Here is a 23,638-nt window from a genome sequence, read left to right as displayed (position 1 = left end):
CCATGAAGGCTTCTCGTATCGCCGCCGCCGCTGCCGTCGCGGGTACGGCCGTCCTCACGCTGTCCGCCCCCGCCCTCGCGCACGTCTCCGTGCAGCCGGAGGGCCCCGCGGCCAAGGGCGGTTACGCCGTCGTGGACTTCAAGGTCCCGAACGAGCGCGACAACGCCTCGACCACCAAGGTCGAGGTCACCCTTCCGACCGACCACCCGATCGCCTCGGTGATGCCGCAGCCGGTCCCCGGCTGGAAGGTCGCCGTCACCAAGTCCAAGCTGGACAAGCCGCTGACCATGCACGGCGAGAAGATCGACGAGGCCGTCACCAAGGTCACCTGGACCGCCGACGGCAAGGGCATCGAGCCCGGCTACTTCCAGAAGTTCCCGCTCTCCCTGGGCGCCCTGCCCGAGAACACCGACGAGCTGGTGTTCAAGGCGATCCAGACGTACTCCGACAAGGAGGTCGTCCGCTGGATCGAGGTGCCGCAGGAGGGCAAGGACGAGCCGGAGAACCCGGCCCCGGTCCTGGAGCTGTCCGCCGCCACCGACGACCACCACGGCTCGGCCACCGCCGAGAAGACCGCCGCCAAGACCGAGAAGACGGCCGCCGCCGAGGACTCCGACAGCGGCACCGACACCACCGCGCGCGTACTCGGCGTGGTCGGCATCGTCGTCGGCATCGCGGGCGTGGCCTACGGCGTCCTCGCGGGCCGCCGCCGGACCGCCGCCTGAGCCCTTCGTTCCGTAGCGCGCACCGGGCGTCGGGCGATGCCGTCGCAGGACACCTCGTACGACCCCGGTGCGCGCCGGAGTTCACACATCTGGGACATTTTTTCATGCGCAAGAAGACGTTCGCCGCGGCCGTACTGCTCGCCGCCGCCACCCTGACCCTCTCCGCCTGCGGCAACGGCGACGACAGCGGGTCGCCCGTCGCCGTGGTCTCCGGCGGGTCCGACGCGAGGAAGGCCGCCACCGTCCTCGACCAGCCGTTCGACAAGCCGCAGCTGGTCCTCACCGACACCCACGGCAAGAAGTACGACCTCCGCAAGGAGACCCAGGGCCACCCGACCCTGCTCTACTTCGGCTACACGCACTGCCCCGACATCTGCCCCACGACGATGAGCAACATCGCCGTCGCCAAGAAGGCGCTGCCCAAGGCCGAGCAGGACGACCTGCGGGTCGTGTTCGTCACCACCGACCCCGGCCGCGACACCCCCGCCGAGCTGGGCAAGTGGCTCAAGGGCATCGACCCCCAGTTCATCGGCCTGACCGGCGACTTCGCCAGGATCCAGGCCGGCGCCCGGTCCGTCGGCATCGCCGTGGAGCCGACGACGAAGGACAAGAACGGCAAGGTCGTCTCGATGCACGGCACCCAGGTCATCGCCTTCTCGCCGAAGACCGACGCCGGGTACGTCCTCTACGGCGAGAGCGCCACGGTCGACGACTACACCAAGGACCTGCCCAAGCTCGTCGAGGGAGCCAAGCCGTGAGGCGTCCCGCCGCCCTGACCGCGGGCGCGCTCGCCGGTGCCCTCGCCCTCACGGGCTGCTCGGGATCCGGCTCCGGATCCGGGTCGGAGAAGGCCGAGCTGTCCGTCAGCTCCCCCTACATGCCCCAGCCCGTCTCCGCCGACATGGCGGCCGGCTTCCTGACGATCACCAACAAGGGCGGCGCCGGCGACAAGCTGACCTCGGTCACCAGCGACGTCGCCGGCCAGGTCACCATGCACAGCACCACCGGCGGGGCCATGGCGGAGAAGTCCTCCTTCGCCATACCGGCCCACGGGCGGCTCGTGTTCAGAAGCGGTGGCAACCATCTGATGTTCGAAGAGCTGAAGCGCGCGCCGAAGCAGGGCCAGAAGGTCACCGTGAAGCTCACCTTCGCCACGTCCGGTCCGCTCACCGTCGAGATGCCGGTGCGGCCCGCCACGTACAACCCGTCGACCGGCCACTGAGGGAGGACCACACCGTGACTCGGACCATCGCCCCCCGCCTGCGGACCCTGGTGCTGCTGTGCCTCGCGGTCCTGGGCGCGCTGCTGGCGGGCGCCGGACCGGCCTCCGCCCATGCGGCGCTGACCGGCAGCGACCCCGCACAGGGGGTGGTGGCCGACAAGGCGCCCACCCAGGTGTCGCTCACCTTCTCCGAGAAGGTGGCGATGAGCGACGACTCCCTGCGCGTCCTCGACCCCAAGGGCAAGCCGGTCCAGACGGGCAGCCCCGCCAACATCAGCGGCACGACGTACGCCGTGAAGCTCAAGAGCGGCCTGGCCAAGGGCACCTACACCGTCACCTACCAGGTGGTGTCGGCGGACAGTCACCCCGTCGCCGGCGCCTACACCTTCTCCATCGGCGCGCCTTCGCAGACCGTCGTCTCCGGCACCGGACCGGCCGCGGGCGGCGGAGTCGTGGGCGGGCTCTACGCGTTCGGCCGGTACGCGTCGTACGCCGGCTTCATCGTGCTCGCCGGCGGCGCGGCCTTCGTGCTCGCCTGCTGGCAGCGCGGCGCGGGCGTACGGGCCCTGCAGCGGCTGGTCGTCGGCGGCTGGGTCACGCTGACCGCGGCCACCCTGTGGCTGCTCCTCCTGCGTGGCTCCTACACCAGCTCGGGCAGGTTCGCCGACGTCTTCGACCTCGATCTGCTCGGCCAGGTGCTGCAGACCAAGACCGGCGCCGCGCTGGTCTCCCGGCTGCTGCTGCTCGCCGCCGCCGCGCTGTTCGTCGCCGTCCTCTTCGGCACGTACACCCGGCGAGAGGACGACACCGAGAAGCGCGACCTGACCTTCGGGCTCACGGTCGGCGGGGTGGTCGTCGCGGCCGGGCTCGCGACCAGCTGGGCCATGGCCGAACACGCCTCCACCGGACTCCAGCCTGGCCTCGCCATGCCGGTCGACGTCGTCCACCTGCTGGCCGTCGCCGCCTGGCTGGGCGGGCTCACCGCACTGCTGGTCGCCCTGTACCGGGCGCCCGCCGACAGCCCGGTCGAGTCCGCCGCCGTACAGCGCTTCTCCCAGGTGGCCTTCGGTTCCGTCCTCGCGCTCGTCACCACCGGCGTCTACCAGTCCTGGCGGCAGCTCGGCTCCTGGTCGGCGTTCACCGAGACCCGCTACGGGCAGCTGCTGCTGGTCAAGATCGGGCTGGTGGCGGTGCTGGTCGGCATCGCGGCGGTGTCCCGGCGGTGGACGGGACGGCTCACGGACACGGCCGCCCGTGCGGGGAAGCCGAAGAAGGGCCAGGCGGAGAAAGCCGAGGCGCGGAAGGCCCAGGCGCAGCAGGCCGGGGCCGAGAAGGAGCGGGTCGCCGCCTCGAAGACGACCGGCAAGGGCAGCGAGAGCAAGGGCAGCGACGGCAACGGCTCCGGTGCCGGTGACTCCCGGCGTGCCGCCCAGCTCGCCCGGCAGCGCGCGGCCGTCGACGCCGCCCGGCAGAAGCGGGTACGGGACGCCGACCCGAACCGCTTCGGCCTGCGCCGCTCGGTGCTCGCCGAGGCCGGTGTCGCCATCGTCCTGCTCGCCGTCACCACCGCGCTCACCCAGACCGAGCCCGGCCGCACCGAGCAGGAGGCCAAGGCGGCCACCTCCCGGCCGGCCGGCTCCGGCACCTCGGCGGCGTCCGGCGCGCTCACCCTGGACATGCCCTTCGACACCGGCGGCACCGACGGCAAGGGCGTCGTCAGCATCGACCTCGACCCCGCGCGCGTGGGCGGCAACGAGATGCACGTGTACGTCCAGCGGCCCAACGGCCGGGCCTTCGACGTCCCGGAGGTGAAGCTCGCCTTCACCCTGGAGACGAAGAAGATCGGCCCGCTTCCCGTGAACCCCGACCACATCACCACCGGCCACTGGTCGGCGAACGGAGTGCAGATCCCCATGGCCGGCGACTGGAAGATCGCCGTCACGGTCCGCACCTCCGACATCGACCAGGTGACCGTCTCCAAGAACGCGCAGATCGGCTGAACCACACCATGCCCGACCAGTCCATCCCTCAGGCCCGTACACCCGACGCTCCGGTGGCGGAGCCCGTGTCCGGCCCGAGCGGCATCTCCCGGCGCGCGCTGCTCGGCACCGCCGGCGCCACCGGGCTCGTGCTCGGGGCGGCCGGCGGGGCCGTGGGGTACGCCGCCGCGCCCGCCGAGGCCACCCCGCTCGCCTCGGTCGGCTCCGGCCGGGCGATGTTTCACGGGAAACATCAGCCCGGCATCACCGAGGGCCTCCAGGCACGCGGCCATCTCGTCGCCTTCGACCTGGCGGCGGGCGCGGGCCGCAAGGAGGCGGCGGCCCTGCTGCGCCGCTGGTCGGCGACGGCCGAACGGCTGATGGCGGGCGAGGCCGCCCCGCACGGCGACACCGATGTGGCCCGGGACGCGGGGCCGTCCTCGCTGACCGTCACCTTCGGCTTCGGGCACAGCTTCTTCGGCAGGACCGGCCTGGAGAAGCAGCGGCCGACCGCCCTGGACCCGCTGCCCGACTTCTCCTCCGACCAGCTCGACAAGGCCCGCAGCGACGGCGACCTGTGGGTGCAGATCGGCGCGGACGACGCCCTGGTCGCCTTCCACGCCCTGCGCGCGATCCAGAAGGACGCCGGCTCGGCCGCACGGGTGCGCTGGCAGATGAACGGCTTCAACCGCAGCCCGGGCGCCACCGCCCACCCCATGACGGCCCGCAACCTCATGGGCCAGCTCGACGGCACCCGCAATCCGAAGCCGGCGGACGCCGACTTCGACCGGCGGATCTTCGTGCCCGCCTCGGGCGAGCCCGCGTGGATGGCGAACGGCTCCTACGCCGTCGTACGCCGAATCCGCATGCTCCTGGACGACTGGGAGAAGCTCTCGCTCTCCGCCCAGGAACAGGTCATCGGGCGCCGCAAGGCCGACGGGGCGCCCCTGTCCGGCGGCAGCGAGACGACCGCGATGGACCTGGAGAAGGCCGACGCCAAGGGCAACTGGGTCGTCCCGACCAACGCGCACGCCCGGATCACGCGGCCCGACCAGAACGGCGGCGCGGCCATGCTGCGGCGCCCCTTCTCGTACCACGACGGCATCGACCCGGACGGCACGCCCGACGCCGGCCTCCTCTTCGTCTGCTGGCAGGCGGACCCGCTGCGCGGCTTCGTCCCGGTGCAGCGCAAGCTCGACCGGGGCGACGCGCTGTCGAAGTACATCCGGCACGAGTCGAGCGGCCTGTTCGCGGTGCCGGGCGGCGCGGCGAAGGGCGAATACGTGGGGCAGCGGCTCCTGGAGGGGTGACCTCTTACGCGAGACGGCCCCGGTTCAACGGACGATCCCGGTTCAAACCACACGGTCGAGTGGCTTTCGTGAGACACATGCGACGCGTCCGTCCGCGGCCATTAGGGTGAGGGACATGCCAGCGAGCTATGCCTATCTCGGCCCGGAGGGAACCTTCACCGAGGTCGCCCTGCGCACGCTTCCGGAGGCGGCCACCCGGGAGCTGATCCCGTACGTGTCGGTGCAGTCCGCGCTGGACGCGGTCCGGGCCGGTGAGGCCGAGGCCGCTTTCGTGCCGATCGAGAACTCCGTCGAGGGCGGCATCACCACCACCCTGGACGAGCTGGTCGCGGGCGAACCGCTGACGATCTACCGCGAGGTGCTGCTGTCGATCACCTTCGCGCTGCTGGTCCGTCCCGGCACCACGCTCGCGGACATCAAGACCGTCTCCGCCCACCCCGCGGCCCAGCCCCAGGTCCGCAACTGGCTGCGCACCCACCTCCCGGACGCCGTCTGGGAGTCGGCCGCCTCGAACGCGGACGCCGCCCGTCTGGTCCAGGAGGGGCGCTACGACGCCGCTTTCGCGGGCGAGTTCGCCGCCGCCAAGTACGGCCTCGAAGCGCTGGAGACCGGGATCCACGACGCGGAGAACGCGCAGACCCGGTTCGTGCTGGTCGGCCGTCCGGCCCGGCCGGCCGCGCCCACCGGCGCCGACAAGACCTCGGTGGTGCTGTGGCAGCGGGACGACCACCCCGGCGCCCTGCGCGATCTGCTCGGCGAGTTCGCCTCGCGCGGCATCAACCTCATGCTGCTGCAGTCCCGGCCGACCGGCGCCGGCATCGGCAATTACTGCTTCTGCATCGACGCCGAGGGCCATATCGCCGACCGGCGGATGGCGGAGGCGCTGATGGGTCTGCGGCGGATCTGCCTCCAGGTGCGCTTCCTCGGTTCCTATCCGCGCGCGGACATCGTGCCGGGCGAGGCCCCGCCGACGCTGCCGGGGACGTCGGACGAGGAGTTCATGGCGGCGGCGGACTGGGTGGCGCGCTGCCAGGACGGCCGTTTCTAGCCGCCGCACCGCAGCGGTCGTACCTGCATACGAACGTTATCCACAGGAGTTATCCACAGGTGCCCTTCTCGACCTGGGGACAAGTCGACAGGGAAGGGTCATCCCGTCGACAAATCGACCTGGGAGCCCTGAGCGAGGTCACCGCCCCCCGAGTCACCCTTCGTCCACCCGTTTCCTTTGGTTCATCTTTCGGGGCGACCGTTTTCCACCCGAAAGTGGGTGTCGATGGGTTTTGACCCGGGAATTCTTCAGCCCGTGCAAGGCTTCCGGCGTGATCAATTCCGAAGTCCACAGACCATCCACACAGCCTGTGGATAACTCTTCGGAGGGGTGTGGATTTCTGTGGACAACCGGGCCGCCAAATCCCGTTCTCCACAAGGGAATCGGGTCAACCGGGCGCCTGGGACGTGCCTCGTCCCAGGGAGTGAGACACTTTTCCCTTGACGCACGACGTGTCCCCCGGCCGACGGACAGCCGAGAACGTGTCTCGAAAGTGCCGGAACACGCTCGGCAATTACCGCACGACGGAACGTAAGCCGCGAATCCGAACAACTCGAATAGTGATTGGTGAGCCCTGACCCGGCACCGGTAGCCTTGGCCACGTGATTGACCTTCGCCTGCTCCGTGAGGACCCCGACCGTGTGCGCGCGTCCCAGCGCGCCCGTGGAGAGGACGTCGCGCTCGTCGACTCCCTCCTGTCTGCCGACGAGCGGCGCAGGTCATCCGGCGTCCGCTTCGACGAACTGCGCGCCGAGCAGAAGCAGCTCGGCAAGCTGATCCCCAAGGCCACCGGCGACGAGAAGGCCGAGCTCCTCAAGCGCGCCGACCAGCTGAAGGCCGACGTGAAGGCCGCCGACGCCGAGCGCGACGCGGCCGACGCCGAGACCCAGGAGCTGCTGCTCCGGCTCGGCAACCTCGTCCACCCCGACGTGCCCGTCGGCGGCGAGGAGGACTTCGTCACGCTGGAGACGCACGGCACGATCCGCGACTTCGGTGCCGAGGGCTTCGATCCCAAGGACCACCTGGAGCTGGGCCAGCTGCTCGGCGCGATCGACGTCGAACGCGGCGCCAAGGTCTCCGGCTCCCGCTTCTACTTCCTCACCGGCGTCGGCGCCCTGCTGGAGCTGGCCCTGGTGAACGCCGCGATGGCGCAGGCGACCGCGGCCGGCTTCACGCCGATGCTGACCCCGGCGCTGGTCCGCCCGCAGTCCATGGCCGGCACCGGCTTCCTCGGCCAGGCGGCCCAGGACGTCTACCACCTGGACAAGGACGACCTGTACCTGGTCGGCACCTCCGAGGTTCCGCTCGCGGCCTACCATATGGACGAGATCCTCGACGCCGCCAAGCTGCCGATGCGGTACGCGGGCTTCTCCCCGTGCTTCCGCCGCGAGGCCGGCTCGCACGGCAAGGACACGCGGGGCATCTTCCGCGTGCACCAGTTCGACAAGGTCGAGATGTTCTCGTACGTCGCTCCCGAGGACTCGCAGGCCGAGCACCAGCGCCTGCTGGAGTGGGAGAAGCAGTGGCTGACCTCGCTGGAGCTGCCGTTCCGCGTCATCGACGTCGCCTCCGGTGACCTCGGCTCCTCGGCCGCCCGCAAGTACGACTGCGAGGCGTGGATCCCGACCCAGGGCAAGTACCGCGAGCTGACCTCGACCTCGGACTGCACCGAGTTCCAGTCCCGCCGGCTGTCCATCCGCGTCCGTGAGGGCAAGACCGTACGGCCCCTGGCGACGCTCAACGGCACGCTCTGCGCCGTCCCGCGCACGATCGTGGCGATCCTGGAGAACCACCAGCAGGCCGACGGGTCCGTCCGGGTCCCCGAGGTGCTGCGCCCGTACCTGGGCGGCCGTGAGGTCCTGGAACCGGTCTCCAAGTGACCGGTTTCCCGTACCCGCTGATCGCCACCGACCTCGACGGAACGCTCCTGCGCTCCGACGAGTCGATCTCGCAGCGCACCCGTGACGCGCTCGCCGCGGCCACCGCGGCGGGCGCGGCGCACATCGTCGTCACCGGCCGCGCGGTCCCCTGGACCCGGCACATCCTGGACGACCTCGGCTACGAGGGCCTCGCCGTCTGCGGCCAGGGCGCCCAGGTGTACGACGCCGGTGCCCACCGCCTGCTGACCTCGGTCACCCTGGACCGGCAGCTGGCGGGCGTGGCGCTGGCCAAGATCGAGGCCGAGGTGGGCCCGCTGTACCTGGCGGCCAGCCGGGACGGCCTCGACGGCGAGGTGCTGGTGGGTCCGGGCTACGCGGTCACGGGCACACTGCCGTCGACCCCGCTCACGGACGCGTCCGACCTCTGGGCGGCTCCGCTGAACAAGATCTACATACAGCATCCGACGATGGGCGACGACGAGCTCGTGGAGGCGGCCCGGCAGGCGGCCGGCGGCTTCGTCACGGTGGCCCTGGCGGGCGAGGGCATCGTGGAGCTGCTCCCGCTCGGCCTGTCCAAGGCCACGGGCCTGTCCCTGGCGGCCCGCCGCCTGGGCCTGAAGGCCGCCGACACGATCGCCTTCGGCGACATGCCCAACGACATCCCGATGTTCGCCTGGGCCTCCCGGGGTGTGGCCATGGCGGGCGCCCACGAGGAACTGAAGGCGGTGGCCGACGAGGTGACGTCCTCCAACGAGGAGGACGGGATCGCGGTGGTGCTGGAGCGGTTGCTGGGCTGAGCTTTCAGCTTCTTGCGGAGGATGCACGGATCGAACGTGCGCGGGGTTACCCCCGACCGCGACTTGCTCCTGATCGAACACAGCGCAAGCCGGTGCCTTGCCTCTCGGCCAATCCTCCGGGTGGGCGGCCCACGCGAGAGCGACATCGCGTGCTCGAAGCGGCCGCCCCGGGCAGTTCCCGTGGCTCCACGGAGGGGTAGCGATCTACTCCGGAGCCGGCCTCGGACTGCCCTGACGGGAGCTGGGCGTACTGCCGTGCATGGACATCGCCCACCTCCGCTCCCAGTACGTGACGCCGGGACGATCCCGGCGGACGGGGCACAACCACTGTGCCTCGCCGCCGAGTTGGGCGCCACCGAATAAGAGGGGGCTGCTACCGGCGGCGCCACCGGCGCCTGCGCGCCTTGCTGAAGAACCAGCCCGCCGGCGGCTCGTCCGAGCGCCAGGGCTGCGGCTCGGGTGCCTCGGCCCGCCAGCGCGCGGCGAGCATCCGGGCCCGGGCGGACGGCTCGGAGGTGTCGGCGGCCCGTATGAAGTCCTCGTCCAGCAGGACCCCGTCCCAGGCGTCGGCGGCATCCCCGTCGCACTGCCCGAGTCCGTCGTCCCGCCGCGTCTCCTCCGCCATCTCCGGCCTCCTAGCCGTATCCGCTTTGCCCAGTCTGCCCCGACAGGGGTGAAGTCCCCGTCAAGGGCCTACTCCTCGCCCGCCAGCGTCAGCGACCGCAGCTTCTGCCCGGCGTACCAGGTGGCCAGGACGGTGACCGCCACCAGCAGCACGGTGGCCGTCGTCAGGCCCACCTCGGAGGTCACCAGGTCCCCGCCGGCGACCTTGTGGGCGACGGCCAGCGACCACTGCTGGACGCTCAGCGTGCGTGCGCCCGGCACCAGGGAGCCGAACAGCGCCTCCCAGACCAGGGCGTAGACGAGCCCGAAGACCACCGCGTGCCGGGAGACCGTGCCCAGCAGCAGGAACAGCGCCGAGTAGGCGATGGAGGAGACCAGCGCGGCGACCGTGTAGGCGACGGCGATCTGCTGGCCGTTGCCGTTCAGGATCAGGCCCGCGACCAGGGTCGGCACGGCCGAGAAGACCATGGTCACGGCGATGGCCACGATCAGCTTGGTGAAGATGATCGTGGGCCGCTTGAGCGGCTTGGACAGCAGGTAGACGACGGAGCCGTCGTCGATCTCGGGGCCGATCGCGCCGGTGCCCGCGATGACACCGATGATCGGCACCATCGTGGCGAGCGCGAAGCCGCCGAGGACGTCGGTGGCCGTCTGGTCGTCGGCTCCGGTCAGGGCGCGCACGGCCACGGAGATCACGATCAGCAGCAGCGGCAGCGCGCCGAGGATGAGGGCCCGGCGACGGCCGAGCAGGGCCCGGTAGGTGAGCCGGGCGACGGTGGGGTCGTACATCTTCGGCCTCCTACGCCGCGACCAGGTACGAGAAGACGGACTCCAGGGACTCGTCGGACGGCGAGACCGTGAGCAGCCGGATGCCGTGGTCCCTGGCGACCTTCGGCAGCAGGGCGGTGAAGCGGCCGAAGTCCACGGCCTGGATGCGCAGGGCGCCCTCGGCGTGGTCGACCTCGATGCCGGCCGTCGACGGGTCGGCGATCAGTGCCGCCGCGAGGGCGCGGTCGTCACTGGAACGCACCAGGTAGCGGTGCGGGCGGTCGGTCATCAGGCGGCGGATCCTGCGGAAGTCGCCGCTGGCCGCGTGCCGTCCGGCGACGACGACCTCGATGTGCCGGGCGAGCTGCTCGACCTCTTCGAGGATGTGCGAGGAGAACAGCACGGTGCGGCCCTCGTCGCCCATCTTCCTCAGCAGGTCCATCAGTTGCATGCGCTGGCGCGGGTCCATGCCGTTGAACGGCTCGTCCAGCAGGAGCAGCGACGGTTCGTGCACGAGGGCGCTCGCCATCTTCACGCGCTGCCGCATGCCCTTGGAGTACGTGGCGATCTTGCGGTCCTGCGCGTACTCCATCTCGACCGTGGCGAGGGCGCGCTGGGCGGCCTTGTCGCCGAGGCCGTGCAACTCGGCGTTGGCGACGACGAATTCGCGGCCGGTGAGGAAGTCGTACATCGCCTCCCGCTCGGGGACGATGCCGATGTGCTGGTAGATCTTCTCGTTGCGCCAGACCGGCTGTCCGTCCAGGGTGACCGTGCCGGTGGAGGGGGCGAGGAAGCCGCCCATCATGTTGATGAGCGTGGACTTTCCGGCACCGTTGGGGCCGAGCAGGCCGGTGACGCCGGGGCCGATGGTCATGGTGATGTCGTTGACGGCGACCACGTTGCCGAACCAGCGCGAGACGTGGTCGATGCTGAGCGTGGTCACAGTCCCACCTTCTTGTAGCGGCGGTTCAGGAGGCCGTAGCAGGCGGCGGTCAGGCCGAGGACGAACAGGACGTAGACCACGCCCTCGCCGTCCGACGGGCCGACCCCGCCGGGGAAGGCGGAGTTTCCGCCGAGGAAGGCGGACTGCACGCCGTCGATCAGCGTGATCGGCGAGAACAGGCCGATCCACGGGATGGCGCCGTTGCTGTCCTGGGTGAAGGCGATGGCCTGGAGCGTGGACACCGCGCCGTAGGAGATGGTCAGTACGGCGATGACGGCGGCGATGCCGAAGCCCCGGCGCGGGGTGAAGGCGGCGATGACCAGGCCGATGCCGGCGAAGAGCAGTGAGAGCAGGGCCACGGAGACCAGTCCCTGTGCGAATTCCTTGGTCTGGTGGGCGAAGCCCATCTTGGACAGCAGCGCGCCCACGTACATCACGAGCAGGGGTGCGGCGGTCAGGACGAACAGCGCCGAGGCGAGCGCCGCGAACTTGGCGCGGACGTAGTCGGCGGTCTCGATGGGCCGCGAGAAGTACAGCGGTACCGTCTTGAAGCGCAGGTCGCGGGAGACGGCCTGGGGCGCCTGCGAGGCGACGTACAGGCTGATCACGGCCTGCATGATGATCGCGTACCGGGTGTAGGTCACCGGCAGTTCGTGCGCCTTGGTGGCGACGGCGACGGCCACCATGATGGCGGCGGGCACGCACATCACCGCGAACAGCAGCATCGGCAGCACCTTGGACTTCACCGAGCGGCCGAGGCCGTAGGCGCCGCGCAGGGACTGCGAGTACAGCGAGCGGCGGGCGTAGGCGCGGCCGAGGCGGGGGCCGTCGTAGCCGCGGTAGCCGATGTCGTGGATGCGGGACTGGTCGCCGGCGGGCATTGCCGGGGGATGCTCAACCGCCATGGCCGACGGCCTCCTTCCGCTCTTCGTCGCTGCTGGTGAACACCTCGGAGATGTGGTGCCGGCGCTGCTCCATGCGCACCAGGCCGAGGCCGAGGTCGGCGACCACGTCCCGGACGAGGTCGTACGTCTCCTCGCCGGTGGCGGTCAGCAGCAGGATGTGTCCGGCGCCGGGCAGCCCGCCGGCCTCCGCGAGGGTCTCGACCCCGCGCGCGTGGAGCGCCTCGCGGACCGCGCTGGTGCCGTCGGGGTGGGCGTCGCTGTCGGTGACCTCGATCGCGAGGGTGGTCGTGGTCTGTGTGAAGTCCGTGGTGGAGCTGGAGCGCAGGAGCTTGCCGCCGTCGATGACGACGACGTGGTCGCAGGTGCGTTCCAGCTCGCCCAGCAGGTGCGAGGTGACCAGGACCGAGATGCCGAAGTCGGTGTGGATGCGGCGGATCAGGCCGAGCATCTCGTCGCGGCCGACCGGGTCGAGGCCGTTGGTCGGCTCGTCCAGGAAGACCAGCTGCGGGTCGTGCACCAGGGCCTGGGCGAGCTTCACCCGCTGCTTCATGCCGGTCGAGTAGCCGCCGATGGGGCGGTAGCGCTCCTCGTACAGCCCCACATGGCGCAGGGTGTCGGCGGTGCGCTCGCGGGCGGCGGCGGGCGGCAGGCCGGACATGCGCGCCATATGGACGACGAACTCGGTGGCCGAGACGTCGGGCGGCAGGCAGTCGTGCTCCGGCATGTACCCGACGCGCTCGCGGATGGCGGCGCCCTGGGTGGCGACGTCGAGGCCGAGCACCTCGGCGCGGCCCTCCGTGGCGGGGGACAGCCCCAGCAGGATCTTGATCAAGGTGGACTTGCCGGCGCCGTTGGCCCCGACGAGTCCGGTCACACCGGGCCCGATGTCCACGGACAGCCGGTCGAGCGCGGTCACCCGGGGGAACCGCTTGCTCAGGCTTTCGGTCGCGATCACAGTCACGCCTTCGACGGTAGTGATCCGGACCACGTCGGTCGTCAGACCTCAGAGCCGTTTCCTCCTCAGACCCAGGTATTACGGGGCCCTAGGGGTCACCCACCCCAGGGTGGCCGAGGAGCCATCGGACGGCCGTCGTCCACAGCCCTTGATCCCGCCTATTGACGCCGCCTCTAACAACTGCCACATTCACCAGTGCCAAGTTACGGACGAGTACCGGGTCGACGGGGCGAGTCGACAGGACGAGTCGCCGGGCGACGGACGAGTCGGCAGGGCGACGGGACGGGGCGGCATGACGACGGCAGTGAGCAGCGAACTCTCCGCTGGGCTGCAGGGGTTCAGGACGGTGCAGCGCCTCGCGTACGAGTGCGCGGAGGCGGTCGCGGCCCGTCTCGAACCGGGCGTGACCGAGCGCGAGGCGGCGCGGATGCAGCGCGAGTGGCTGCGCGAGCGCGGGGTGCGGGACTGGTTCCATCTCCCCTTCGCCTGGTTCGGGGACCGCACGGCGTTCGTGAACTTCCGGGTTCCGCTGCAGTTCTTCCCGACCGACCGCGCGCTGGAGCCGGGGATGCCGTTCATCCTGGACATGGCGCCCGTGTACGAGGGTCACACGGCGGACATCGGCTACTCGGGCTCGCTGGGTGTGAACCCGGTGCAGGACCGGCTGATGGCCGACCTGGAGGCGCACCGGGAGCTGATCCTGCGCGAGGTGCGCGAGCGGCGCCCGCTGCGCGAGATCTACCAGGACGTGGACCGGCTCATGGTCCGCCAGGGCTACGCCAACCGGCACCGGGCCTACCCCTTCGGGGTGATCGCCCACAAGGTGGACCGGGTGAGGCAGCGCCGCTTCTCCCCCCGTCTGTTCGGGTTCGGCACACAGTCCCTGAAGGGCCTGGCCGCCGACGCGCTGCACGGCCACCGCGAGGGCTGGTCGCCGCTGTGGTCGCCGTACCGCTTCTCGGACCACCCGCCGCAGCCGGGCCTGTGGGCGGTCGAACCGCACCTCGGCTTCCGGGGTACGGGCGCGAAGTTCGAGGAGATCCTGGTGGTCACCGACTCCCGGGACCCCGGGGAGAGCGCGTTCTGGCTGGACGACGATCTGCCGCACGTGCGGCGCTGGGCGGAGGAGAAGTGACACTGAAGGGCGCGCGTGAGCGCTGGGTGCGGACCGGCGGGGTCGAGCTGTGCGTCGCCGAGCTGGGCGACCCGGCGCAGCCGACGGTGGTGCTGGTGCACGGCTACCCGGACAGCAAGGAGGTCTGGTCGGAGGTGGCCGTCCGGCTGGCGGACCGCTTCCACGTGGTCCTGTACGACGTCCGGGGCCACGGCCGCTCCACGGCCCCGCGGCCGCTGCGCGGCGGCTTCACCCTCGCCAAGCTCACCGACGACTTCCTCGCCGTCATCGACGAGGTCAGCCCGGACCGCCCGGTGCACCTCGTCGGGCACGACTGGGGGTCGGTGCAGTCCTGGGAGTTCGTCACGGTGGGCCGCACGGAGGGCCGTATCGCCTCCTTCACCTCGATGTCCGGGCCGTCCCTGGACCACTTCGGGCACTGGATCGAGGCGCGCGTGAAGCGTCCGACGCCCCGCCGGGTGGGCCAGCTCCTCGGCCAGGGCGCCAAGTCCTGGTACGTGTACCTGCTGCACACGCCGGCCCTGCCGGAGCTGGCCTGGCGCGGCCCGCTCGGCAAGCGCTGGCCGAAGATCCTGGAGCGCGTCGAGCGGGTCCCCGGCGGCGACTACCCGACCGCCTCCCTGCCCTCCGACGCGGTCCACGGCGCCTGGCTGTACCGCGACAACGTCCGCGCCCGGATGCGCAGGCCGCGCCCGGACGCGTACGCACACGCGCCCGTGCAGCTCATCACGCCCCAGGGGGACGCGTACCTCTCGGAGCGGCTGTACGACGACCTGGAGCACTGGGTGCCCCAGCTGACCCGGCGCACGCTCCCGGCCAAGCACTGGATCCCGCGCACGCGTCCCGACCAGGTGGCCGCCTGGATCGAGGAGTTCGTGACGTCCGTGGCGGGCGGCCGTCCCGAGCCGGCCGCGACCGGCCGCCATGCCGACCGGTTCGGCGGACAGCTGGTGCTGGTCACCGGCGCGGGCAGCGGCATCGGCCGGGCCACGGCCTTCGCCTTCGCGGAGGCCGGCGCGCGCGTGATCGCCGTCGACCGCGACGCCGAGGCCGCCGCCCGCACCGCCGAGCTGTCCCGGCTGGTCGGCGCCCCCGAGGCCTGGGCCGAGCCGGCCGACGTCTCCGACGAGCAGGCCATGGAGAAGCTCGCGGAGAAGGTCCACCGCGAGTACGGGGTGCTGGACGTGCTGGTCAACAACGCGGGCATCGGTCTGTCGGGCTCCTTCTTCGCCACGACGACCGACGACTGGCGCAAGGTGCTGGACGTCAACCTGTGGGGCGTCATCCACGGCTGCCGGCTCTTCGGGGCACGCATGGCCGAGCGCGGTCAGGGCGGCCACATCGTCAACATCGCGTCGGCCGCGGCGTACCAGCCCTCGCGGGCGCTTCCCGCCTACAGCACCTCCAAGGCGGCGGTGCTGATGCTCTCCGAGTGCCTGCGCGCCGAACTGGCCGCCCAGGGCATCGGCGTCACCGCGGTCTGTCCGGGCTTCGTCAACACCAACATCACCTCCACGGCCCGCTTCACGGGCGTCGACGAGACGGAGCAGCAGCGCCGCCGGCAGCGGTCGGCCCGCCTGTACGGGCTGCGCAACTACCCGCCGGAGAAGGTGGCCGACGCGATCCTTGAGGCGGTGATCCACAACAGGGCGGTGGCACCGGTGACTCCGGAGGCCCGGGGCGCGCATCTGCTGTCGCGCTTCGCGCCGGGGCTGTTGAGGAGGGTCGCACGGGTCGAACCGAGGTTGTGAGAGGACCGGGGGAGAGAGCTTCGGACGATCTTGGCGCATCGCCCCACGCCCGCACAGGCGTTCACGAAACATCCTGAAACGCATGCCAGTTGTCCACAACCGCGCCAATTCCCTTGTGGATAACTGGATTTGGTTGTGGATCAAACCTGCGGGCGAAAACTATGTGCGTGATCCGCGTCTCTCCCACACCCTGGACGCATGGACGAACGACGCACCGTGAAAGTGTCCAAATACCTCTCCCGGCACCTGCGCCACCAGCCCGAACGCATCGGGCTCACGCCCGACCCGGGCGGCTGGGTGGAGATCGACGCCCTGATCGCCGCGGCCACGGCCCACGGATTCCGGTTCACGCGCGAGGAACTGGATCACGTGGTCGCCGTGAACGACAAGCAGCGCTTCGTGATCGAGGGCGGCAGAATCCGCGCCAGCCAGGGCCACAGCATCGAGGTCGACCTCGGCCTGCCCCCGGCGACCCCACCGCCGTACCTCTACCACGGCACTGTCGCCGCGTACCTGGACGCGATCCGCGCGGAGGGCCTGCGGCCCATGGCCCGGCACGCCGTCCACCTCTCCGCCGACCGGGAGACCGCCACCCGTGTCGGGGCCCGCAGAGGCCGCCCCGTGGTGCTCGCCGTCGACTCCGGCGCCATGCATCGCGACGGCCATGTGTTCCACATCAGCGCCAACGGCGTCTGGCTGACCGCGGCCGTACCCCCGCGCTACCTGCGCTTTCCCGGCCCTCGCTGAGGCCCCCAGGCCCCCTTCACCCCATGGCGCCGATCAGCCGCGCACGGTGACCGCTTCACCCGTTGTCCGTGGGGCCGCTTACCCTCGAACGCATGAGTCTGCGTCTGAGCACCGTGATCCTGCCGTACCGCCGCTGGCACGAGGGCGCCCGTGCGGCCTGGGTGCGCGCCGAACAGCTCGGCTTCCACACGGCGTACACCTACGACCACCTGTCCTGGCGCAGTTTCCGTGACGGCCCCTGGTTCGGGGCCGTCCCGACGCTGACGGCCGCCGCCGCGGCCACCGACCGGCTGCGCCTCGGCACGCTGGTCACCTCCCCGAACTTCCGCCACCCGGTCACCCTCGCCAAGGAGCTGATCTCCCTGGACGACATCTCCGGCGGCCGGATCACCCTCGGCATCGGCGCGGGCGGCACCGGTTTCGACGCGACCGCCCTCGGCCAGGAGCCGTGGACCCCGCGCGAGCGCGCCGACCGGCTCGCCGAGTTCGTCCCCCTGCTCGACCGGCTGCTCACCGAGGACGCGGTGACCTCCGAGGGCCGGTTCTACTCGGCGCACGAGGCCCGGAACATCCCGGGCTGTGTGCAGCGACCGCGGCTGCCGTTCGCGGTGGCGGCCACCGGCCCGCGCGGCCTCCGGCTCGCCGCGCGGTACGGCCAAGCGTGGGTGACCACCGGCGACCCGAAGCTGTACGAGACCGGTACGCCGGAGCAGTCCGTCGAGGCCCTGCGCGGGCAGCTCGGCAAGCTGTCGCAGGCGTGCGAGGCCGCCGGGCGGGACGTGGCCGAGCTGGACAAGGTCCTGCTCACCGGCTTCACCCCGGACCGCAACCGGCCGCTGGAGTCCCTGGACGCCTTCGTGGAATTCGCCGGCCGCCACCAGGAACTGGGCTTCACCGAGATCGTGATCCACTGGCCCATCCCGGACTCCGACTTCGCCGCGGACGACAAGGTCTTCGAGCGGATCGCCATGGAGGCCCTCGCCCAGCTGCCATGACGCACCTGAGCGGCCACCGTGACGAATCCGACGACTCATCTGTGCGCAGTCCCGCACGGCCGAGCTGGCATATGCGCGAGAATGGCCGGGTGACCTCAGCGACCAGGCAGACCGGGACCCCGTCCGACCCCACGCTCGCGACCTCGCTCGCCCAGGGAACGGCCGCCGGCCCACCGCCGCGACTGATCGCCACCGACCTCGACGGAACGTTGCTGCGCGACGACAAGTCGGTCTCCCCGAGAACCGTCGCCGCGCTGGCCGCCGCCGAGGAGGCCGGGATCGAGGTCTTCTTCGTCACCGGTCGCCCGGCCCGCTGGATGGACGTCGTCAGCGACCACGTCCACGGCCACGGCCTGGCGATCTGCGGCAACGGCGCCGCCGTGGTCGACCTGCACGGCGGCCCCGGCGCCCACCGGTTCGTGAAGATCCGCGAGCTGGCCCGGGAGAACGCCCTGAAGGCCGTGGGACTGCTGCGCGACGCGGCCCCCGGCACGGTGTTCGCGGTCGAGCAGACGTACGGCTTCCACCAGGAGCCGGACTACCCCAAGCTGCACATGGAGATACCCGACAACCTCCTGCCCGCCGAGGAACTGCTCGCGCCCGACGGCCCCGACGCCGACCAGCCCGTGCTCAAGATCCTCGCCTACCACCCCTCCCTCGACCCCGACGCCTTCCTCACCCTGGCCCGCCTGGCGATCGGCGATCACGCCAACGTCACCCGCTCCAGCCCCAGCGCCCTGCTCGAACTCAGCGGTCCCGGCGTCTCCAAGGCCAGCACCCTCGCCCTGTGCTGCGCCGAGCGGGGCATCTCGCACGAGGAGGTCGTGGCCTTCGGGGACATGCCCAACGACGTCGAGATGCTGACCTGGGCCGGCCAGTCGTACGCGATGGGCAACGCCCACCCGGACGTCCTCGCCGCCGCGTCGGGCCGTACCGTCGCCAACAACGACGACGGTGTGGCGGTGGTGATCGAGCAGCTGCTCGCGAACCGGGTGCCGTAGCGCGCCCGTACCGCGGTCGCTCTCCCGGAGGTGCGGCGGGCGTGCCCCGAGCGCAATCGCCCAGGGCTTCTCACCGGGCTCCTCACCGCGCCCCCACCAGCGACTCCGCCTCTGCCTCCCGGCGGGCCATCTCCCGCAGCGGCCCGTCCTCGGCGATGAGCTGCTCGTACGGCCCCCGCTGCACCACGCGGCCCGCGTCGAGCACGACCACCTCGTCCACCGCGTCGAGCCCCGCCAGCCGATGGGTGATCAGCAGCGTCGTACGGCCCTCCGTGGCGGCCAGCAGATCGGCGGTCAGCGCGTCGGCCGTCGGCAGGTCCAGATGCTCGGCGGGCTCGTCCAGGACCAGCACGGGGAAGCCGACCAGCAGCGCGCGGGCCAGTGCCAGCCGCTGCCGCTGCCCCCCGGACAGCCGCGCCCCGTGCTCACCGACGAGCGTGTCCAGACCGTCGGGCAGCGAGTCCACCCAGTCCAGCAGCCGGGCCCGGGCCAGCGCTCCGCGCAGCTCGGCCTCGGTGGCGTCCTTCCTGGCCAGCAGCAGGTTCTCGCGCACCGAGCTGTCGAAGAGATGCGCGTCCTGCGCGCACAGCCCGACGAGCCGCCGTACGTCGTCCCCGTCGAGCGCGCACGCGTCCACACCGGCGAGCGTGTACGAGCCCGCCTCCGGATCCAGGAACCGCACCAGCACCTGGGCGAGGGTCGTCTTGCCGGAACCGGACGCCCCGACGACGGCGACCCGGCGCCCCTGCTCCAGCGTCAGATCCAGCCCGGCGAGCGCCTCCCGCCGCTGCCCTGCGTACCGCGCGACCAGCCCCTTGACGACCACCGGGAACGGCGAGACGGGCGCCTGCCGGGGCGACTCGGGCTCGCGTACGGGCTCGGGGGCGTCCAGGACCTCGTACACGCGCTCCGCGCTGCGCCGCACCCGCTGCCGGTACCGCACGGCGAGCGGCAGCCCCAGGACGGCCTCGAAGGCGGCCAGCGGGGTCAGTACGACCACGGCCATCGCCACGCCGCTCAGCCGGCCGGCGGCCACCGCCTGGGCGCCGCACACCGCGGTGGCCGTGACGGTCAGCCCGGAGATCAGCGCGGTCAGCCCGTCACCGAGCCCGGTGACGGCGGCGGCGCGCGCGGCGATCCGGGTGAGGGTGCCGTCGGCGCGCCGGGCCGCGTCCGTACGGGCCGGCAGGGCACCGGCGACGGTCAGCTCGGCGGTGCCGGTGAGCAGATCGGTCACGCGAGTCGCGAGCACTCCTCGGGCGGGCGCCAGCCGGCGCTCGGTCCGCCGGGCCGCGGTCGCGGTCATCAGGGGGACACCGACGCCGGCCGCCAGCAGGCCCGCCGCGAGGGCGGCGCCGACCTCGGGCAGCAGCCAGGCCGTGAAGCCGACGGAGGCGACGGAGACGGTGAGGGCGACCGCGGCGGGCAGCAGCCAGCGCAGCCAGTAGTCCTGGAACGCGTCCACGTCGGCGACCAGCCGGGTGAGCAGATCACCGCGCCGGGCACCGCGCAGCCCGGCGGGTGCCAGACGCTCCAGTCGCCGGTACACCGCGACCCGGGTGTCGGCCAGCATCCGCAGGACGGCGTCGTGCGACACCAGCCGCTCGGCGTACCGGAAGACGGCCCGCCCGATCCCGAAGGCCCGCGTGGCGGTCACGGCCACCATCAGATAGAGCACCGGCGGCTGCTGCGAGGCCCGCGAGATGAGCCACCCTGAGGTCGCCATCAACCCCACGGCACTCCCCAACGCGAGACTCCCCAGCACCAGGGCCCCGGCGAGCCGCCCACGCCATCCACCGCCAAGCCCCCGAACCCGCCCCAACACACTGGCCCCACGCCCCCGACTCCCCCCGACCGCCCCACCAACAGGCAGCCCGCCCGAAGCCCTCGCCGACGTGCCGTCCAGCTCCCCGAGGCGAGACTCCTCCGCCCGCCCATCGACCCGACCGAGCCGAGATCCCGCGTGCGCGCCTTCCACCGCACCGAGTGCCGTCCTGATCGGCTCACCGTCCAGCTCAGCAGCCCGAGGCCCTGCCGGCACACCGTCCGGCCCGCCGAGTCGGGTGGCGGGTGGGCGAGGGTGGGGGTCCACGGGGCGGAGCCGCACGGGGGGCCACGCGAGTACCGGGTACCGCGCAGACTCGGCCCCCTCCAGCCGTACCACCCGATCGGCCACCCCCAACAACGCCGGCCGATGCACGACGAGCAAGACCGTGCGCCCCGCCGAAAGCCTCCGCACAGCCGCCACGACGTCCCCCTCCGTCGCCCCGTCCAACGCAGCCGTCGGCTCGTCCAGCAACAGCACAGGCCGGTCCGCGAGAAACGCCCGGGCCAGCGCAAGCCGCTGCCGCTGCCCCGCCGACAGCCCCGCCCCGTCCTCCCCGAGCACCGTGTCGACACCCTCCGGCAACGCCTCCACGAACTCCAGCGCCCCCGCATCCCGCAGAGCCCGCCGCACGGCGCCGTCGTCGGCCTCGGGCCGGGCCAGCCGCACGTTCTCCGCGATGGAACCGGCGTACAGACGCGGCCTCTGCGGCACCCACGCGACCCGCGACCGCCACTCCGCCAGATCCAGACCGGCAAGATCGGCGCCCCCGATCCGCACCCGCCCCTCACTCGGCCGTACGAACCCCAGCAGCACGCTCAGCAGCGTCGACTTGCCCACCCCGCTCGGCCCGACCAGCGCAACGGTCTCGCCGGGCTCGACGGAGAAGGAGACACCGGACACGGCATCCACCGAACGCCCGGGGTAGCGGACACCGACCCCCTCGAAGGTCACCGCACCCGCAGGCACCGCGTCGGTACCGGACACCGGCACCGGCGTCTCCAGCACGGTGAAGATCTCCTCCGCCGCGGCGAGCCCCTCCGCCGCCGCGTGGTACTGCGCCCCCACCTGCCGCAACGGCAGATAGGCCTCGGGCGCCAGCACCAGGATCACCAGGCCGATGTAGAGGTCCATGTCCCCGTGGACGAGCCGCATGCCGATCGTCACGGCGACCAGGGCGACGGACAGCGTGGCCAGCAACTCCAACGCGAAGGAGGAGAGGAACGCGATCCGCAGGGTCCGCAGAGTGGCCTGCCGGTACTCGCCGGTGATCCGGCGGATCGACTCGGCCTGCGCCTTCGCCCGGCCGAACACCTTCAGCGTGGGCAGACCCGCGACCACGTCCAGGAAGTGACCGGACAGCCGGGACAGCAACCGCCACTGACGGTCCATCCGGGACTGGGTCGCCCAGCCGATCAGCACCATGAAGAGCGGAATCAGCGGCAGGGTGCCGACAATGATCGCCGCCGACACCCAGTCCTCGGTGACGATCCGCGCCAGCACCGCCACCGGCACGACCACGGCAAGCCCCAACTGCGGGAGATACCGCGAGAAGTAGTCGTCCAGGGCGTCGACCCCGCGCGTGGCCAGGGTGACCAGCGAACCGGTCCGCTGCCCGCTCAACCACCCCGGACCGAGCGCAGCCGCCCGGTCGAGAAGCCTCCCCCTCAGCTCCGACTTCACGGCCGCACTCGCACGGTGGGCCGCGAGTTCGGTGAGCCACGCGACAGCCGCTCGACCCACGGCCACGGCGGCCAACAGCAGCAGGGGAGTGCGCAGTTCAGTGACCGACTGCCCATGTTGGAACGCGCCGACGACCACCTCGGCGACAAGCATCGCCTGAGCGATGACCAGCCCGGCACCGACGGCTCCCAGACCGATGACCGCCACCAGGAAGAGGCGGGTGGCGCGGGCGTACCGCAGAAGACGCGGATCGATTGGTTTCACGTGAAACATGCCCTTCGGCCCAGAGGGTGTGTTTCACGTGAAACACACCCTCGGCGGACTCAGTGCGCGGTGCCGGCAGCAGCCTCAGGAGCGAGGTGCTGCGTACCGATCCGCTTGCGGAACACCCAGTACGTCCACCCCTGGTAGAGCAGCACGAGCGGTGTGGCGATGGCCGCCAACCACGTCATGATCTTCAGGGTGTACGGGCTCGACGAGGCGTTGGTGACCGTCAGGCTCCAGTCCCCGTTCAGCGTGGACGGCATGACGTTCGGGAAGAGCGACAGGAAGAGCATCGCCACCAGTGCCACGATGGTGGCGCCGGACAGGGCGAACGCCCAACCTTCCCGTCCGACCTGGTTGGCCCCCAGAGCGGCCACCAGGGCGACGACGGCCACGATCAGAGCCACCAGGCTCTTGCCGTCGCCGCTGTCGGCCTGCGTCCACAACAGGAACGCGAGCCCCACGACAGCCGCGACCAGGCCGACCCACCGGGCCAGCCGGCGCGCTCGCACCCGGATGTCTCCGACGGTCTTGAGCGCGGTGAACACCGCCCCGTGGAAGGTGAACAGCGTGAGCGTCACCAGACCACCGAGCAGGGCGTAGGGGTTCAGCAGATCCCAGACACTGCCGACGTACTCGAAGTTCCGGTCGATCTTCACGCCTCGCACGATGTTCCCGAAGGCCACGCCCCACAGGAACGCCGGGAGCAGCGAGGTCCAGAAGATCGCCGTCTCCCAGTTGCGCTGCCAGTTCTCCTCCGGCCGCTTGGCCCGGTACTCGAAGGCGACACCCCGGACGATCAGGCAGACCAGGATGAGCAGCAGCGGCAGGTAGAAGCCGGAGAAGAGGGTGGCGTACCACTCCGGGAAGGCGGCGAAGGTCGCGCCGCCCGCGGTGAGCAGCCATACCTCGTTGCCGTCCCAGACGGGGCCGATGGTGTTGATCAGCACCCGGCGCTCGGGCCGGTCGCGGGCCAGCAGCTTGGTGAGGATGCCGACTCCGAAGTCGAAGCCCTCCAGGAAGAAGTAGCCGGTCCACAGGACGGCGATGAGAACGAACCAGACGTCGTGAAGTTCCATGA

Annotated in this window: 20 protein-coding genes and 1 tRNA gene; 13 read left to right on the top strand and 8 right to left on the bottom strand. The window is 71.5% G+C overall.

Annotated elements, in window-relative coordinates; all coding sequences use genetic code 11:
- Positions 1-2: 2 nt before the first annotated feature.
- The 8 genes from ABZ937_RS26370 to ABZ937_RS26335 all read left to right on the top strand — a co-directional run bounded on the left by ABZ937_RS26370 (position 3) and on the right by ABZ937_RS26335 (position 8,961).
- Positions 3-725, top strand: coding sequence for a YcnI family protein (locus ABZ937_RS26370; RefSeq protein ID WP_361695779.1), 723 nt, complete (start codon positions 3-5; stop codon positions 723-725).
- Between the two features lie 104 nt (positions 726-829).
- On the top strand, positions 830-1,483 hold the full coding sequence (locus ABZ937_RS26365; protein WP_361695778.1) for an SCO family protein: 654 nt from the start codon (positions 830-832) through the stop codon (positions 1,481-1,483).
- Positions 1,480-1,947 (top strand): copper chaperone PCu(A)C, encoded by a 468-nt coding sequence (locus tag ABZ937_RS26360; protein WP_361695777.1) that lies wholly within the window; start codon positions 1,480-1,482, stop codon positions 1,945-1,947. Before ABZ937_RS26365 ends, ABZ937_RS26360 begins: the two co-directional genes overlap by 4 nt.
- A 14-nt stretch (positions 1,948-1,961) precedes the next feature.
- Positions 1,962-3,947 carry a copper resistance protein CopC gene (locus ABZ937_RS26355; protein ID WP_361695776.1) on the top strand — a complete coding sequence of 662 codons (1,986 nt, stop codon included), beginning with the start codon at positions 1,962-1,964 and terminating at the stop codon, positions 3,945-3,947.
- Between the two features lie 8 nt (positions 3,948-3,955).
- On the top strand, positions 3,956-5,236 hold the full coding sequence (gene efeB, locus ABZ937_RS26350) for an iron uptake transporter deferrochelatase/peroxidase subunit (RefSeq protein ID WP_361695775.1): 1,281 nt from the start codon (positions 3,956-3,958) through the stop codon (positions 5,234-5,236).
- A 115-nt stretch (positions 5,237-5,351) separates the two neighbouring features.
- Positions 5,352-6,284: a prephenate dehydratase gene (pheA, locus tag ABZ937_RS26345; protein WP_361695774.1), complete on the top strand. Its 933-nt coding sequence runs from the start codon at positions 5,352-5,354 to the stop codon at positions 6,282-6,284.
- A gap of 602 nt (positions 6,285-6,886) precedes the next feature.
- Positions 6,887-8,164 (top strand): serine--tRNA ligase, encoded by a 1,278-nt coding sequence (serS, locus tag ABZ937_RS26340; RefSeq protein ID WP_361695773.1) that lies wholly within the window; start codon positions 6,887-6,889, stop codon positions 8,162-8,164.
- A complete protein-coding gene (locus ABZ937_RS26335; protein WP_361695772.1) occupies positions 8,161-8,961 on the top strand; it encodes an HAD family hydrolase in 801 nt (266 codons plus the stop codon). Before serS ends, ABZ937_RS26335 begins: the two co-directional genes overlap by 4 nt.
- A 15-nt stretch (positions 8,962-8,976) precedes the next feature.
- Here ABZ937_RS26335 and ABZ937_RS26330 read toward each other — a convergent pair.
- From ABZ937_RS26330 to ABZ937_RS26305, 6 genes are all read right to left on the bottom strand, one after another.
- Positions 8,977-9,079: transfer RNA gene (locus ABZ937_RS26330), tRNA-OTHER, on the bottom strand.
- Positions 9,080-9,334: 255 nt separating this feature from the next.
- A complete protein-coding gene (locus ABZ937_RS26325) occupies positions 9,335-9,586 on the bottom strand; it encodes a hypothetical protein (protein ID WP_361695771.1) in 252 nt (83 codons plus the stop codon).
- Between the two features lie 68 nt (positions 9,587-9,654).
- Positions 9,655-10,374, bottom strand: coding sequence for an ABC transporter permease (locus ABZ937_RS26320; protein WP_361695770.1), 720 nt, complete (start codon positions 10,372-10,374; stop codon positions 9,655-9,657).
- 10 nt (positions 10,375-10,384) lie between these two features.
- Positions 10,385-11,296 (bottom strand): ABC transporter ATP-binding protein, encoded by a 912-nt coding sequence (locus ABZ937_RS26315; protein WP_361695769.1) that lies wholly within the window; start codon positions 11,294-11,296, stop codon positions 10,385-10,387.
- Positions 11,293-12,201 (bottom strand): ABC transporter permease, encoded by a 909-nt coding sequence (locus tag ABZ937_RS26310; RefSeq protein WP_361695768.1) that lies wholly within the window; start codon positions 12,199-12,201, stop codon positions 11,293-11,295. Before ABZ937_RS26310 ends, ABZ937_RS26315 begins: the two co-directional genes overlap by 4 nt.
- Positions 12,191-13,156, bottom strand: coding sequence for an ABC transporter ATP-binding protein (locus tag ABZ937_RS26305; protein ID WP_361695806.1), 966 nt, complete (start codon positions 13,154-13,156; stop codon positions 12,191-12,193). Before ABZ937_RS26305 ends, ABZ937_RS26310 begins: the two co-directional genes overlap by 11 nt.
- A gap of 292 nt (positions 13,157-13,448) precedes the next feature.
- Here ABZ937_RS26305 and ABZ937_RS26300 point away from each other — a divergent pair, with 292 nt between their 5' ends.
- From ABZ937_RS26300 to ABZ937_RS26280, 5 genes are all read left to right on the top strand, one after another.
- Complete coding sequence (locus tag ABZ937_RS26300) at positions 13,449-14,291, top strand: M24 family metallopeptidase (RefSeq protein WP_361695767.1); 843 nt, start codon at positions 13,449-13,451, stop codon at positions 14,289-14,291.
- Positions 14,288-16,042 carry an SDR family oxidoreductase gene (locus ABZ937_RS26295; protein ID WP_361695766.1) on the top strand — a complete coding sequence of 585 codons (1,755 nt, stop codon included), beginning with the start codon at positions 14,288-14,290 and terminating at the stop codon, positions 16,040-16,042. Before ABZ937_RS26300 ends, ABZ937_RS26295 begins: the two co-directional genes overlap by 4 nt.
- Positions 16,043-16,240: 198 nt before the next feature.
- Entirely contained in the window at positions 16,241-16,789 is a 549-nt protein-coding gene (locus ABZ937_RS26290; protein WP_361695765.1) for an RNA 2'-phosphotransferase, read from the top strand.
- 92 nt (positions 16,790-16,881) lie between these two features.
- Positions 16,882-17,784, top strand: a complete 903-nt coding sequence (locus ABZ937_RS26285; protein WP_361695764.1) for an LLM class flavin-dependent oxidoreductase — start codon at positions 16,882-16,884, stop codon at positions 17,782-17,784.
- Between the two features lie 71 nt (positions 17,785-17,855).
- Positions 17,856-18,785 carry an HAD hydrolase family protein gene (locus tag ABZ937_RS26280; RefSeq protein ID WP_361695763.1) on the top strand — a complete coding sequence of 310 codons (930 nt, stop codon included), beginning with the start codon at positions 17,856-17,858 and terminating at the stop codon, positions 18,783-18,785.
- 82 nt (positions 18,786-18,867) lie between these two features.
- On the opposite strand, the gene cydD is transcribed toward ABZ937_RS26280, so the two are convergent.
- Together cydD and cydB are read right to left on the bottom strand one after the other, a co-directional pair.
- Complete coding sequence (gene cydD, locus ABZ937_RS26275; RefSeq protein ID WP_361695762.1) at positions 18,868-22,566, bottom strand: thiol reductant ABC exporter subunit CydD; 3,699 nt, start codon at positions 22,564-22,566, stop codon at positions 18,868-18,870.
- A 50-nt stretch (positions 22,567-22,616) separates the two neighbouring features.
- On the bottom strand, positions 22,617-23,636 hold the full coding sequence (gene cydB, locus ABZ937_RS26270; RefSeq protein WP_361695761.1) for a cytochrome d ubiquinol oxidase subunit II: 1,020 nt from the start codon (positions 23,634-23,636) through the stop codon (positions 22,617-22,619).
- Between the last annotated feature and the right edge of the window lie 2 nt (positions 23,637-23,638).

The sequence above is a fragment of the Streptomyces sp. NPDC046727 genome, from assembly GCF_040645635.1.
GTDB lineage: Bacteria > Actinomycetota > Actinomycetes > Streptomycetales > Streptomycetaceae > Streptomyces.
The sequence above is the reverse complement of the archived record's forward strand: the minus strand, read 5'-3'. Positions and strand labels throughout refer to the sequence as shown.